Annotated in this window: 13 protein-coding genes; 4 read left to right on the top strand and 9 right to left on the bottom strand. The window is 28.5% G+C overall.

The genetic code is table 11. From position 1 onward, the window contains the following. Positions 1-74: 74 nt before the first annotated feature. Positions 75-734 (top strand): hypothetical protein, encoded by a 660-nt coding sequence (locus tag B3B03_RS14095; protein ID WP_346877645.1) that lies wholly within the window; start codon positions 75-77, stop codon positions 732-734. 167 nt (positions 735-901) lie between these two features. On the opposite strand, the gene B3B03_RS14090 is transcribed toward B3B03_RS14095, so the two are convergent. Further along, entirely contained in the window at positions 902-1,498 is a 597-nt protein-coding gene (locus B3B03_RS14090) for a hypothetical protein (RefSeq protein WP_346877644.1), read from the bottom strand. A 564-nt stretch (positions 1,499-2,062) separates the two neighbouring features. Between B3B03_RS14090 and B3B03_RS14085 the strand changes: the two genes are divergently transcribed. Further along, positions 2,063-2,203, top strand: coding sequence for a hypothetical protein (locus B3B03_RS14085; RefSeq protein ID WP_346877643.1), 141 nt, complete (start codon positions 2,063-2,065; stop codon positions 2,201-2,203). Positions 2,204-2,499: 296 nt separating this feature from the next. On the opposite strand, the gene B3B03_RS14080 is transcribed toward B3B03_RS14085, so the two are convergent. The 6 genes from B3B03_RS14080 to B3B03_RS14055 all read right to left on the bottom strand — a co-directional run bounded on the left by B3B03_RS14080 (position 2,500) and on the right by B3B03_RS14055 (position 10,253). After that, positions 2,500-3,030 (bottom strand): signal peptidase II, encoded by a 531-nt coding sequence (locus B3B03_RS14080; protein ID WP_346877642.1) that lies wholly within the window; start codon positions 3,028-3,030, stop codon positions 2,500-2,502. 41 nt (positions 3,031-3,071) lie between these two features. Next, positions 3,072-4,316 (bottom strand): MFS transporter, encoded by a 1,245-nt coding sequence (locus tag B3B03_RS14075; RefSeq protein WP_346877641.1) that lies wholly within the window; start codon positions 4,314-4,316, stop codon positions 3,072-3,074. Positions 4,317-4,675: 359 nt separating this feature from the next. Further along, positions 4,676-6,250 carry an alanine/glycine:cation symporter family protein gene (locus tag B3B03_RS14070; protein WP_035131078.1) on the bottom strand — a complete coding sequence of 525 codons (1,575 nt, stop codon included), beginning with the start codon at positions 6,248-6,250 and terminating at the stop codon, positions 4,676-4,678. Between the two features lie 70 nt (positions 6,251-6,320). After that, positions 6,321-7,610 (bottom strand): diaminopimelate decarboxylase, encoded by a 1,290-nt coding sequence (lysA, locus tag B3B03_RS14065; protein ID WP_346877640.1) that lies wholly within the window; start codon positions 7,608-7,610, stop codon positions 6,321-6,323. A 262-nt stretch (positions 7,611-7,872) separates the two neighbouring features. Further along, on the bottom strand, positions 7,873-9,726 hold the full coding sequence (locus B3B03_RS14060) for a sigma-54 interaction domain-containing protein (RefSeq protein ID WP_346877639.1): 1,854 nt from the start codon (positions 9,724-9,726) through the stop codon (positions 7,873-7,875). A 149-nt stretch (positions 9,727-9,875) separates the two neighbouring features. After that, the gene (locus tag B3B03_RS14055) at positions 9,876-10,253 is read right to left on the bottom strand and encodes a CoA-binding protein (protein ID WP_051823942.1); all 378 of its coding nucleotides are present in this window, start codon (positions 10,251-10,253) and stop codon (positions 9,876-9,878) included. Positions 10,254-10,672: 419 nt separating this feature from the next. On the opposite strand from B3B03_RS14055, the gene B3B03_RS14050 reads away from it, so the two are divergent. Beyond that, complete coding sequence (locus B3B03_RS14050) at positions 10,673-12,661, top strand: fructose-1,6-bisphosphatase (protein WP_346877638.1); 1,989 nt, start codon at positions 10,673-10,675, stop codon at positions 12,659-12,661. Positions 12,662-12,743: 82 nt separating this feature from the next. On the opposite strand, the gene B3B03_RS14045 is transcribed toward B3B03_RS14050, so the two are convergent. After that, positions 12,744-13,355 (bottom strand): hypothetical protein, encoded by a 612-nt coding sequence (locus B3B03_RS14045; RefSeq protein WP_346877637.1) that lies wholly within the window; start codon positions 13,353-13,355, stop codon positions 12,744-12,746. Positions 13,356-13,584: 229 nt separating this feature from the next. Here B3B03_RS14045 and B3B03_RS14040 point away from each other — a divergent pair, with 229 nt between their 5' ends. Then, entirely contained in the window at positions 13,585-14,208 is a 624-nt protein-coding gene (locus tag B3B03_RS14040; protein WP_346877636.1) for a hypothetical protein, read from the top strand. 141 nt (positions 14,209-14,349) lie between these two features. On the opposite strand, the gene B3B03_RS14035 is transcribed toward B3B03_RS14040, so the two are convergent. Then, the coding region (locus B3B03_RS14035; protein WP_346877635.1) for an MSCRAMM family protein at positions 14,350-15,562 on the bottom strand (1,213 nt) is incomplete at its 5' end.

Raw genomic sequence — 15,562 nt, 5'->3', positions numbered from 1 at the left:
TCCAAGAGTATTTAAAAGAAAACTATAGTTCTATAGATTTAGAAGATGAAAGTGAATTTAAAGATTTAGCCATTATGGATTCAGATAAATTTGATGAAACTTCTGCTCAATGTTCAAAGGAATTGCAAGAGGATATAGAAAAGAAGGAAGATATATATAGAAAGTATCTTGGAGAAAAATTCACTAGTTTTAACCTTGTAAATTTTAACGTATTAAATCGAATAGAAGCTTATAAGCATAAGGATAATCATATTGATTGGGATAACACTAGAGATAAAATGATATATGAAAACTTTAAAATTCTTCAAAAGGAATTGCCTAAGGGAAAGTATTATGGACAATGGGGACTTAACCATACATTTCAAAGTAAAGAAAAAGATAAAATGTGGTTTGCTGCCTATCTAAATTCTGATGACTCAATATTTAAAGATAAGCTTTTGACAGTAATATATAACTATGATAATTGTGAGAAAATTAATATATCAGGGAATGGTAGATATTCCCCACATAAGTTCGCAGTTGTTTATCCACAAGTTAAGGAAACTAATGATTTATTAGAAGGCAATTTGAATATTTATAAATTAACAGGTGAGGATTCACCTTTTTCTGAAACACCAATGTATTATACTTATAATGGAGAAGAACTAGAAGCAAACATGTTAGATTTTTTTCAATATATCGTTTGTATAAGAGAATCTAAAGCAGCAGAGCCACTTAATGATGAGTATAATTAACTAAAATAAGATATAACTAGTAAAATATATAATCATATAAAGCTATAACATTCAAATAAATTCAGTTTATACCATTTACTTTTATAAGTAAATTAAGAAGACTTCTATAAAGAAAATAATATAAACACTAAGGAACTCCATAGAATAACTTCTGTGGAGTTCCTTAATTATTCCAATTTTAAATACAGATTGTTATCTATTATTTCATAGTCACATTTATCTGGAAAATTTCCCTTAATCTTTTCAAGTTTATCCCTATTTCTTTTAACAATAAATCCACTTATTACCGCAGTATTATCATCTTCCCATGAAATGTCCATTCTTATAACGCGATCATCATTAAACTCGCCTTCTATTTTAGGTGCCTTAATTGTTTTTTTAAAGAAAGAGCCTACTTTTTTATAAAATCTTACATTAGCACTTGGGTACCATGAAGTTTGAATATTTACTATTAATATATTTTCATTATTTGGTGAGGTATATTCTTCTGAAGTACGAAATCTATCATCTAAACTATTACCAATATGTAATGTAAATACATAAATGAACAAAAATATAATTGCTATCACCATGCAAAAAAATTTTTTCATCATAAATATTAAAACTATTGCTAAAATAGAATAGATAGCAATGTATGTATAAATGATTTTGTCATCATTCAATAGTGTAATTCCAAATTGTAAATCAAGAAACAATTTTATTCCTGGTATTAAAATTAATAAAGCAATTATAAAATATTTTATTATTTTAAACCTTTCTTTCATCAAATATCCTCCCCGAATAAGGCAAAAAATATATAGCTGCAGATGAAATACATCTAAAACCTGCACTTTTTAAAAAATAAGATATCAAAATTTAAGGCAAATATCAGCGGAATTTAATCATGCAAAGTTGAAGCAAACGGAACTTAGTTTTGCAAGCTGATTTCCGTAGGCTTATTAAGCTTGCTTATAATCCCTAAAAAATGGTTATCTTATATAAATTATAGCTTGTTTTAGGTCTTTTGACCACAAATTTAGGCTTTAAAACTGACTTTACTCTTGTGGTTGCAATAGCTTGCGCTAAAACGGAAGTTAGTTTTTCATTCAACGTCTCTCTTATTTTGAAGTCAATATTTACTGAAAATCCATTTGATCCAACGTTTGTCTAAAAAGCTTCGCTAATTGGGACTTCGCAAAAAAGCTAATCTAAATAAATATTGAATAAGCACTTATATTATTAATGCTCAACCGTTTCGGAATATTGCTCAAGGGTGGAGATTTAATCAAATTATTGTAATAATATCACTCCATTGGTATAATTGTATATGTAAAGATGGAGGTAATGTTATGAAAAAGAGATTAATAAGTGTTTTTTTATGTGCAATTATAGCTTTAAGCCTTGTAGGTTGCGGATTCATTGATGGATTTAAAGAAGGATTTAATGAAGGACTTAATGAATCAGAACAAGAGAAGAGTGAAAGTAATTAAGTAATTTAGTTATATAAGCTAACAATAATATATATTAATTATGGGGACTTACATAGGGAATTGAATTGCAGTGGAAATATTCGGAAAGAAAAATAAGAATGGTGATAGAAGTGTCAATTTATCAATAGAACGGGTACACCCTACATACATATAAAAATAAGCCACATGTTGAATATTAATTCCACATGCGACTTTTCTTGTTTCCATTATTTATTTAGAAGTTGGCAAATAATTTTAGAACAATGTTACTTAACTGCAACTTTTAATTCTTGTTCTTTTCATGATGAAATATATGGTTATAATTTTCGTAGAATATATTTAGTAAAATCTTTTACTATATCATCATCAATTTGATTTAAAACTTTGTTTTTAAAGAGCAATGCTAAGATTAGCAACCCCATAAAAATATTAATATATACATCTTTTAAGTCAAAGGTAAAATAACCATTTACTAATATATAGTCTAAACTACCATTCCAAAAAATCTTGTCAATTAATGAACACATAGCACCAGAAAATATGAAAGCATACATAATATTAATAGTTTTGTTAGGTCCAAATTGCTTATTTAGATATTTATAAAACACATATATTAATATACTCATAATTGCTACTATTGAAATATGAATCCATTTACCGATACCTAATTGCAACATAGAATTAAACCATGAATAGTCCCTATTGAACATAGGCTTAAAGTATAATAAAGGAGGCCATATAGGAAATTTTTTGTCAAGAAAATTGTTATTAATTACTATTTTAATAGCCTGCTCCATTGATATTAAAATAAGCACTGCTATACCTGTTTTTTTGTTTTGAATTTTCATATTTATTCTACACCACCCAATATAGATAATATTATCACAATTTACAAAACTTTGAAACAACTATTCCCCTTTAAAATTCTTCTGCTCCCAAAGCTTATTATGAAAAGAATTACTGCAAGTACTATAAAAGCTACCCTTAATGAAGTTACTTGTCCTATGACCCCTAATAATGGAAATATCATAATCATAAATATACTGAAGCATATACTTTGAACAGATATTAAGGTTGCTCTTTGAGCTGATGGGATAAGCTTATTTATATAGTCAGAGCTAACAGGATATAGGATATTTATACTTACAGAAAACATAATAAATCCTATGATAGCAATTAAATTCTTACTGCTAATAAGAACTATAAGCCACACTCCTCCTAACATTGGAACTATATAAAGCATAGTTTTTTTTAATTTTCTTTCTACTTTATAGGCGAACTTTGCTCCTATGGCACAGCCTATACTTGATATTACATAGATTATTGCTATGAAACTTCTTGAGTATCCCATTTCACTAAAATACTGTTGAGTATAAAAATGAGTAGTTGTGCCAGTCATAAATATTAATTCAAAAAACATCATTATTAGTATAATTTTTTTATTAGATTTCATCACTTCATAACAGCTTTTAAAATGACCTACTATAGTCACTCTTTTCTTTGCTTCTTCATGAAATTCTGGTTCTTTAAATCCAAATGAAATTCCTAGTGCACATATACTTACAATGGCTGCTAATCCATAGCTATATGTAAAGGAGTAATCTGATAATATTCCTCCAACTAATACAGCTATTCCTTGGGCTACTTCAATTATAAAATTTAAATTTCCATTTATCTTTAGGTATTTTTCCTCTTCTCCTGTAACCTTTAAGGAGTCATAAACCAAAGCTTCCTCTGAACCTGAGTTTAAATTATAAGATATGGCGGATATTACAAAGGCAATGGCAAACCCTAAAAAACTATTGCAAAACAGCATTAAGATTGCCCCAATTGCGGACATTATCCTTCCAAGTATTATAGTATTCTTTCTTCCAACAATATCAGCAATAGCTCCTGTAGGAACTTCACATATTAAACTAGTTATATGGTGAACTGATTCTAAAAGTCCTATTTCTATAAGAGACATGCCTTTATGAGCTAAATATAATACCCAAATGGCAGAGCTTATATCTATGGAAGATAAAAACTTATACATATAATCAATTTTTATATTTTTCTTTATCCTATATAAGTAATCTACGCTCTTCCCTTTATTAATTTTATTTATATTTAAACTTTCTTTTACGTTATTCATTGTAACTCCCCCCTAATGATTTCTGTTAGTAAAGCTTCATAGAAGCTAAGAACTCTGTTAATTAGCATAATAAAAGACTCTATTATTAAGAATTTAATCTTATAATAAAGTCTTGGAGTTACTTTTGAAGTTGAAGGACTATTATTCCTGCAAAATCATCTTAAAAAAAGATACAGTAACCCCTTGGTTTTCAATATTGCAGTTTTAGTCATAGAACTGCTGCTCATTGGGGTATATCCTTTTTTTATATTAAGATATCTCACAGTTGTTTCCTCCATTTTTTCTTATATAATTTATTATATCATATGGGTAATATTTTAGTATACATTATTATCCTATTTTTTATATAATTTAAATATTTACATAGATACTTCTTTCTCTTCTTTATAATCATCAATTCCATAGTTTCCCCAGCAAGGAGTTTCAATTCCTATATCTAGAGAGTTAAACTTTGCGCCTTTAGTGCTATTATAATTATCTAAAGCTTTAAATACAATTTTACATCCTAATAGTAATATAGGTACATTGGCATATACAACTAGTATGTTTACTAAGTCAGATATATACCATAGGTTCCCTAGTTCTAATCCTGATAAAACTGTTAAACAACCAAAAGGTACAAATATAAAGGCACCTAAACTTCTTATGGTATTAATACATTTCTTACTTTTTGATATAAAGTTTCCTGATATCTCTGCAAATAGAATCATTCCAAGCAAGGTTGTAAATGCAAATAATCCATAGCATAAAGATATTATTATAGTAGCAATTGAGTCAAAGGCTGTACCTGGAATTAAATATTGTACAGAGGTTAAATAAACTGTTAGCTTAGAACCTTTTATACTCTCCCAAGCCACTCCTGATTCAGCTGCCCAAAGGCTTGCCATAACTACAACTATTCCTGTCATTGTGGCAATTACCATAGTATCTAAAAATACTCCTAGAGCTTGTACTAATCCCTGTTCTACTGGATGATCAGTGTCTGCAGTAGCTGCAGCCATAGTTATAGTACCTTGTCCAGCTTCATTTGACATAAGACCTCTTTTTATTCCTTGAGCAAGTGCTACACCAAAGGCCCCACCAAAGATGGCTTGTGGTTTAAAGGCACCGGCAAATACTGCTGTGAAAAATACAGGTACTTTATCTAAGTTAAATATAATTATTACTAATGTTATTCCTACATAAACTATAGCCATTATAGGCACTAATTTATCTGTAACCTTGGTAACACCATTTATTCCTTTAAATACAGTAACTACAACTGAAGCTATTAATAATATAGTAATTGCATAGTATAGTAATGATTGTCTTTCATAAACTGTTCCTGTAATTGTTTCTACTACTGAACTTAAACTAGTTACAATATTAAAGGTTTGAGCTGGTATACAGAACATTGCATATACAATAAATAAAACAGCTAGTACTATTCCTATTGCTCTTTTATTTCCTAAAATCTTCATCCCATAAAAAGGTAGTCCTCCAACAAACTCATCGTCCTTTTTCTCTTTGAAAATTTGAGCTAAAACAGCTTCTACAAAGGCTGTAGCCATTCCAAAGAAGGCAGAAACCCACATCCAAAATATAGCTCCTGGTCCTCCTACACTAATTGCTCCTGTAACCCCTACTATATTTCCAGGTCCTATTCTCATGGCTGAACTTAGTAGAAATGATGCTAAAGGACTAATACCAGCTTCATGAGATTTCTTCTCTGCAAGTATTTTAATCCCTTTTTTAAACTTAGTACATTGAACAAATCCCATTTTAAATGTGAAATAAATACCTGATCCTACTAAAAGTAATATGGCTAAAGAAAACTTTCCTATTATAGGAATGTTAGAATACCATTGAAAATTAGTTGGGAAATCCCATAAAAAGTCTGCCACTGGTACTATAAACTCAAATATTTTATTTATGGAGTTAAAAAATCCTTCCATTGTTATATCCCCCCGAAATTTTATAATGTGTAGTTATTATCTCATATCACCCATATTTAAACTAGAATTATTAAATTACATCCATGGAAATTAAATCCTCGTAGCTTTCACGTCTTACAATAATTCTTTCTTGTCCATCTTTTATCATCACTACAGCAGGCTTTGGAATTTTATTATAATTGCTAGCCATGGAGTAATTATATGCACCTGTACTCATAACTGAAAGAATATCTCCTCTTTCTATAGAATGAGGCACCATTAAATCCCATATTAGTATATCTCCTGATTCGCAGCATTTTCCAGCTATTGTAACTGTTTTATTTCTTTCATTGTCCATTTTATTTGCTAAATATGCTTGATACTTTGCTGTATATAATGCGGTTCTTGGATTGTCTGGTAATCCTCCATCTATGGAGACATAAGTTCTTACTCCTGGAATATCCTTAATAGTTCCAACGGTGTAAAGAGTTATACCAGCTTCTCCAACCATCCATCTTCCTGGCTCAATAAAAATCTTAGGCATTTTAAGTCCATTTTCATAGGTTTTTTTCTTAATTGCTTCCATTATTGCATCGATAAAATAGCTTAGAGATTTTGGCTTATCGCTTTCTAAATATTTTATGCCAAAGCCTCCTCCAACATTTAACTCTTCTATCTCTATATCTAAATCATTTTTTAGCTTTTTCATCAATCTAATTGCGTTTTCTATAGCTTTCAGATGGGAGGAGTTATCAAATAATTGTGAGCCTACATGGAAATGGATCCCTCTGAAATTTATATTTCTTGATGTTGTTGCTATAGTTATAGCTTCCTTTATAATTTCATCATCTAATGGAATACCAAATTTAGAATCCTTTTGACCAGTACTTATATACTTATGAGTATTGCAATCTATGTTTGGAGTTATTCTAAATAAGATATCTACAACTTTATTTGCTTCATTGGCAAGGTCATCAAGCACTTGTAATTCATCTAAACTATCAACCACTATTCTTCCTACACTATACTCTATGGCCATTTTTAATTCTGCTGTTGTCTTGTTATTACCATGAAACATTATGTCCTTTGGGTCAATGCCAGCCCTAATTGCTACAAAAAGTTCCCCACCTGATACCACATCTATTCCCATGCCTTCATCCTTCATTATTTTACACATTTCTAAAGTCAAAAAGGCTTTACTTGCATAAAATGCCTTAGTATTGGGATACTTTTCTATGAAACTTTCCTTTAATTCTTTACACTTGCTTCTTATGCAATCCTCAGATATTACATATAAAGGTGTACCGTACTTTTGTGCTAATTCCTGAACATTACATCCATAAAAATATAAGTTTCCTTCTTTAATGCTATTTTGTAACATATCTATTGCCTCCTACTAAATTTCTTACTTTAATAGTAAAGCAATATCTATGCCACATTTTTAAAAGATATTTACTAAATTAATCCCTTTAAAATAGCCATTTTTTTATTAGTCTTTAAATATAGTTTATATGTTTTTCCATATTTTCGAACTATTCTAAATATTATTTTCTAAAACTTTGATTTTGCTCAATATGTAAGAATTTAAAACAGTTCATTTTTACGAACACTATTCCGCATTAGCGGAATATTTATATTTAATTTTATCTATAATCATTTATATTGATATTATATTTTTTTAATTTATCATAAAAGCTGGTTTTTCCAACTTCTAATATGTTTAAACAAGCCTTAATATTTCCTTTGTAACCTCTTAAACAGTTAATTATTATTTTCTTTTCTGCTTCTTCTAAACCAACTTTTAAACTTTCATTTATTTCTTGTGCTTCATTTTTCGTATTGTATACTAATATATCTTTAGAATATATTACATTAGAATCATTTAAACTTATTGTTCTTTCAAGGACGTTTTCTAATTCCCTTATATTTCCTAACCAAGATAAGCACATTAATTTGTTCATTGCTTCTCTAGTCATAGTAATGGGTTCTTTTTTTAATTTCTTAGATAAATTTTTAATTAACTTGTCCACCAATATGGGTATATCTTCAATTCTATTTCTAAGAGGCTCAATGTATATAGGTATAATATTGATTCTATAATATAGATCTTCTCTAAATTCCTTTTCTTTTATTAATTGTTCAAGATTTTTATTTGTAGCACATATAATTCTGGTATCTACCTTAATTTCTTCTATTCCTCCAATTCTATAAAAGGTTTTATTTTGTAAAAAATTAAGTAGTTTACCTTGAATCTTTAATGGCATTTCTCCTATTTCATCTAAAAATACAGTACCATTATTAGCTAATTCAAATAGTCCTGGTTTACCTGACTTTCTTGAATTAGTAAACGCTCCACCTTCATATCCAAAAAGCTCACTTTCCAAAAGACTTTCTGGTAAAGATGCACAATTTATGTGAAGAAACTTATTATTTTTCCTATTGCTGATATTATGAATTTCTTCTGCTAAAGTACTTTTTCCCGTTCCACTTTCCCCTAGTATTAATACCGTTGAATCTGTTTTTGATGATTTATAAGCTATTTTCTTAATATCATTTATATGGGCGCTTACCCCTTGAAACTTTTTGAAACTTCTTGCTATATTTTCATCTTCTAATAATTTTTCTGTTCTTTTAAGATTCTTTAATAAAACGTTTCTTTCTTCTATTACTTCTTTCAATTCTGTTATGTCTTCAACTCTTAATATAGCCCCAATTTTATTTTCTTCTGAATATAACGGTATAATTGATGATAATGTAGCTATACCATTAATATTCATAAATTCATTTGTTACTATATTATCTTCTTTAGTAGCACACCTATAGAATTTATCCATTTCATTATTTCTTTCATGGACATTAAAAATGAAATCTCCAATAGGATTTATAGCCTGTGCATTCTTACCTTTTTCTCTAAAAACTCGCTCTTCTAATATGTATCTTAAACTTTCATTTCTAGCTGTATAGCCCTTACTTTGATAAAATACCAGTTCATTATTTCTAATTATCACCATATGTCCAACAGCATATCTATAATTCATACTATATATTGTGTCATTTATATTTATTCCTAATATTTTTTTACTATAGTCTATACTTAACCTATACTTTAATCCCCTATATACTCCATCAAGATATACTTCCCCACTTTGATCACTTACTTCTATAATTTTGTAATTCTCATTAACATGATTATTAGAACTTTTATATATACCAAAGGCTAAAATTGAATCTCCCTTTTTAAGGTTTTTATCATAGATACCGATCTTCTCAAAGGACTTATAATCTAGTTCCCCATCATCCTCACCAACTTTATTATCTACAATAAAAACCAGATCATCTTTTTTAAGTTTATCTGACTTATGGCTAATTTTTGTAGATTCAAATATTCCAAATATCTCCTTAGCCTTTTTATTGTAAGTTGTTATTATTCCCTCTGTATCAATAACAATAACTCCTTGTGAAATATTATCTAGTATTTCATTTAAAGCTTCACCCATAAGAACTTCCCCCATGTCTTACCCTATAAATAAACTCCAACCCAAATTTAAAAATGAGATTGGAGTTTATTTATTGTTTATTTGTTAGTTAGATCTTTCTAATCCATAGATTATACATTTTTTTTAACATTTTCTATACGAAACAAGGACTATAACTTCAATAATTCTACATGCATACAGTCTTCTAATTCTATGTTAAAACCTAATTTTTTAGCTTCTTCTATAACTTCTTCATTAAAAGAACCTGGTTGGAACCATACATTTTTGATTCCTTTTGCTTTTATTTTTGGAAGAGCTTCTAAAGTAATTTTAGGATTAACTATTACATTTATTCCATCTATTAATTCTGGTAACTCTTCTATAGATTTATATAACTTTATTCCATCTATAGAATCATATTTAGGGTTTATTCCATAAACAGTGTATCCTCTATCCTCTAATTCTCTAAAAATCTTGTATCCAAATCTTGTAGTATCAGTGGTAGCCCCAAGTAAAGCCCAGCGTTTTAAGTTAAGCATTTTATTCATGTTTATCACTCCTAATCTTATTTTATATATATAGTTTGTTTATTTTTCATAGTTACTATTCTTTAATCCTATCATGTAGAATATATCTTTTCAATTCTAATAATACAAAATAATTCATTGTGTATTCATACCCAATAAAAACTCTATTGATGCTAAGAAAATTGATTACTATATTAAAATTATATATGTAGAATATATATAGATATATGATAACCTATTTATCTATGATATTAGTAAATTATATAAATTTCATGTATAATATCATATATATAATAATTATAATATAGCATATTACATATAACTATATAGATAGTAATTTTACAAATAACTATATAGATAGCAATTTTTATATAACTATCTATAGATAACTATTTTACCTATAACTATCTGAATAGTTATTTGCTAAGAAGGAGATAATCATGAGCGAAACTTGTGAAATAAGTGCTGATATAATTGAAAAGGATTTAAAATACCTTGAACTTCTTTCTCATAATTTTCCTACAATATCAGACGCTTGTACTGAAATTATAAACTTGGAGGCAATATTAAATTTACCTAAAGGTACGGAGCACTTTTTAACGGATCTTCATGGTGAACATGAAGCTTTCCAACATGTACTTAAAAATGCTTCAGGTGTAATAAAAAGAAAGGTTAATGATATCTTTGGTAATACCCTTAGAGAATCTGAAAAAAAAGCTTTATGCACTCTTATATATTACCCTGAACAGTATATAGATATTGCCCTTTCTAAAGAAGATGATCCTGATGATTGGTATAAGATTACCCTTAATCAATTGATTCAGGTATGTAGAAATGTATCTTCTAAATATACTCGTTCTAAAGTTAGAAAGGCTCTTCCTGCAGACTTTTCCTATATTATAGAGGAGCTACTTCATGAATCTGAAGCGAGACCAAATAAACAAGATTATTTTAATGGAATATTAGATACTATTATTTCCATTGGTAGGGCTAGCGATTTTATAACTGCAATTTGTAATGTTATTCAAAGGTTGACTATAGATTCTCTTCACATAGTAGGTGATATCTATGATAGAGGTCCTGGAGCTCACATAATTATGGATATTCTATGTAATTATCATTCCTATGATATCCAATGGGGAAACCATGATATTCTTTGGATGGGTGCTGCAGCTGGAAATCATAGTTGCATTTGTAATGTTATTAGAATTTGTACTAGATATGCTAATCTAGAAACCTTAGAGGATGGCTATGGTATAAACATTTTACCTCTAGCTCGTTTTGCTATGGATGTATACTCTAATGATCCATGTAAATCCTTTAAACCAAAAGTTACTAATGATTACTTTAAAGAAAAAGACTTAAAACTTATGGCTCAAATGCATAAGGCAATTTCTATTATACAGTTTAAATTAGAAGGTGAAATTATTAAAAGACATCCTGAATTTAACATGGATGATAGAAGACTTCTTGATAAAATTAATTATGAAAAAGGAACAATTGTTATAGGTGGTAAGGAATATGTATTAAATGATACTAACTTTCCTACTATAGATATTAATAATCCTTATAAATTGACAGATGAAGAAAAAGAATTAATGTCTAAGCTTCATAGTTCTTTCTTAAATAGTGAAAAACTTGAGAAACATGTTAGATGTCTTTACTCTAAGGGTAGCCTTTATTTAAAGAGCAATTCTAATCTTTTATATCATGCCTCAATTCCTTTAAATGAAGATGGCACTTTTAAGAATGTTAAGCTTGGAAACAAGGAATTCTGCGGTAAAGAATATTTAGATAGGGTAGATAGAATTACTAGAGAAGCATATTTTAATGAATGTGATAGCAAAAATGCTCATTATGCTTTAGATTACATGTGGTATTTATGGTGTGGCCCTGATTCACCTCTCTTTGGTAAGGATAAAATGGCTACCTTTGAAAGATATTTTATAAATGATAAGATTACTCATAAGGAAAATAAATGCCCTTACTTCAATCTTAGAGATAATGAAGAGGTTTGTAATAATATATTATTAGAATTTGGTCTTTCTCCTAAACATTCTCATATAATTAATGGACACGTACCTGTTAAAACTATTAAAGGTGAAAATCCTATAAAGGCTAATGGGAAACTTTTAGTTATAGATGGGGGATTTTCTAAAGCTTACCAACCTGAGACAGGCATTGCAGGCTATACTTTAATTTTTAATTCCTATGGCCTTCAATTAGTTCAGCATGAGCCTTTTGAATCAACTCAAACAGCCATTGATGAGGGGAAAGATATCATATCTACCAACTTCATTTTAGAATTTAACTCTAGAAGACTAAAGGTTAGGGATACTGATATAGGTAAGGATTTAATAAGTCAAATTCATTACCTTCAAATGCTTTTAAATGCCTTTAGAAAAGGGATTATTAAGGAAAGAAAATAAATTAAATGCTTATAATATAAACAAAGGGAGCTTTTTAAAATAAGCTCCCTTAAATATTTTTATAACCTATATAAGTAATTTATTAATTTTTAAGTCCAAGCTCAGTCACATTTGACCATTCATATTTTCTTGTGAACTCACTAACTATTTGATCAAATTCACCGGTAGATAGCTCTAGTCTTACCTTTGTTGTATTTTCCTCATGCATATTATCTATAATGCTTTCTAATTCTTTTTGAACAGAATCAAGAAATAATATTTCATTTTCAGAAATAACCTTATCTTCCCAGAATCCATAACAAATTCTTTCATCATCTAAAACTACCCCTTCCTCAATAGAGTCTTTAATCAACTCAAAAGAGTTAAAAAGATTATATGAAGTCTCTCTCTGTACTAAATCATCGAACATATAATAAGTTCCTTCATTACAAGCATTAATCATGAAACTAAGCTCTTCTAATATATCCTTAAAAGGATTAGCTTCACCCTTATTTTTATTTATTTCATCAACATTATTCTTTATTGCTGTTATATGGTATGCAGTACTAACCATCTTATTATGCATTCCCCTTAGATAGCAGGTCTTGTCCCAATTATATTTTTTCGTAGTACTATACTTCATTCCTAATTGAAATGAAGCAATAGATGAAACAATTACTATAATAATTATTATAATATATTTTTTTATCTTCATATTTATCCCCCATTACAGTTTTATGTAATTATATTATAAACTATAAAAATATATAAATATGTATTTCAATAACTTTTATTTCAAAAATAATTGATATTTGGTAAATTTTATTATAATATATAATTGCTTTAAATAAGAATTATCCAAATAAAAACAATTTACAAATTTTAAAAACAAAGGGGAATTACATATGAAAAAATTTATAAAACCTAGTATTCTTTGTATCGTTATGTTGTTAAGTCTTTCATCAATTTTTTTAGGATGTAGTAAAAAGACTATTCCTATTGATCAAACTGCAAAAGCCTTTTATGACTTAGTTATTTTACAAGATAGCGCCGAATTTGAAAAACTTGGTGTTACAAATGATGAAATTACATCTATGGCAGAAATTCAGAAAAAATCAATGAATGAAGCTACTAAAGCTGGTTTTGTACAAGCTGGTCTACCTATTACTGATGAGCAGTTAGATCAAATTTATAACGTTCAAATAGAAGCTTTAAGAAAATTAAAACCTACTATAGAAGTTGTTTCTAGTGATAAAGAAATATCTCAAGTTAAAATATCAACTACATATGTTAATATGGTTGAAGCAAGTACTAAAGCTGGTGATGACACTATTTCTGAAGTACAAAGCAAACAAATTTCTGATATGACTAAAGTATCAGAAATTTTCATCAAAAAAATAATTGAAAATATTAATGCATTAACTCCTTCAACTGATGTTAAATCAACTACTTTTGAATTTGAAAAAGTAAAAATGAACTTTGGCAAGAAAACTGAAGAAGTTTGGGTACCAAAAGATTCCATTTCATTTGGTAATGATTTAGCTAATATGTGTATAGGAAATAATTAATAAATTTAAATAGGCAATTTTTGTTTAAAGTAAAAAGGCTGTTGTATTTTACAATAGCCTTCTTTACATATACATAGAATTTAAAATATATGTCTTACTTTTTATTTTAAATATCTATTTTTATATTTTAATTTTTTACTTTTATTTTTTTCTTTTTGATACTAGACCAACACCACCTATAATTGTTAATGCTCCAATTATAAGTTTATAATCAAATACCCCACCAGTCTTTGGCAAAACATTTATTATTTTATTAACAATATTCTCAGCTTCATTTTTAACAGTGAATTTTTGTATTTCCGTAGAATTAACCTTAACTTGTAATTCTTCCTTACTTAAAATATATCCCTTAGGAGCTTTAGTTTCTTTAATAGTATAACTACCATAATCCACATCATTAAAAGCTGCAATACCATCCTTATCAGAAACTACAGTCGTTACTTCTTTGCCCACTCTGTCATATAAGGTAAATTCTGCACCTTGAAGCACTTTTCCATTCATATCAGTTTTAGTAATTACAATACTGCCCTTAATTCTGTTGTTTACCACCTCATAGCTGTATATCTCACCATCTTTGTCTACAAATACCTTTATTGTGCCTTCTGAAGCTAAATATCCTTCAGGAACTTTTGTTTCTTTTATTGTATATTCTCCATAAAGAATATCTTTAAATAACACAGTACCATCTTCTCCTGATACAAAAGTTTTAATTTCTTTACCCTCTGAATCGTATAATGTAAATTCTGCTCCTTTTAAAGGCTTCTTATCTTGATCTAATTTTTTAACTTGAATCGAAGCTCTAATTCTTGTGTTAGACACACTTTCAGGATTTGCTTTTACAGTTTTATCATTTTCAGTTATATTAGCAGTTAGTACTTCCTCTAGAATAACATATCCCTCTGGAGCTTTTGTTTCCTTTATAGTGTACTTGCCATACTCTACATTTTCAAATTGTACTTTTCCATTTTCATCACTTATAGCTGTTGCTATAGGATTTTCAAACTTTGTATCAACTTCTTTATAAATCTTGAATTCTGCTCCTTGTAATGGGTTTTTATCTTCGTCTAGCTTAGTAAACTCTATACTTCCTCTAATTTTTGTATTAGATATACTTTCAGGGTTCGCTTTTACTACCTTTCCATCTTCAGTTATGATAGCAGTTAGTATTTCGCTTGAAGGAAGATATCCTTCCGGAGCTTTTGATTCTTTTATAGTGTACTCTCCATACTCTACATTTTCAAATTGTACTTTTCCACTTTCATCACTTATAGCTGTTGCTATAGGATTTTCAAACTTTGTATCTATTTCTTTATAAAGCTTAAACTCTGCTCTTTGTAATGGGTTTTTGTCTTCA

The organism is Clostridium sp. UBA5712 (assembly GCF_002419845.1).
Taxonomy (GTDB): Bacteria; Bacillota; Clostridia; order Clostridiales; family Clostridiaceae; genus Clostridium_J; species Clostridium_J sulfidigenes.
This window is presented reverse-complemented; position numbering and strand designations above follow the sequence as displayed.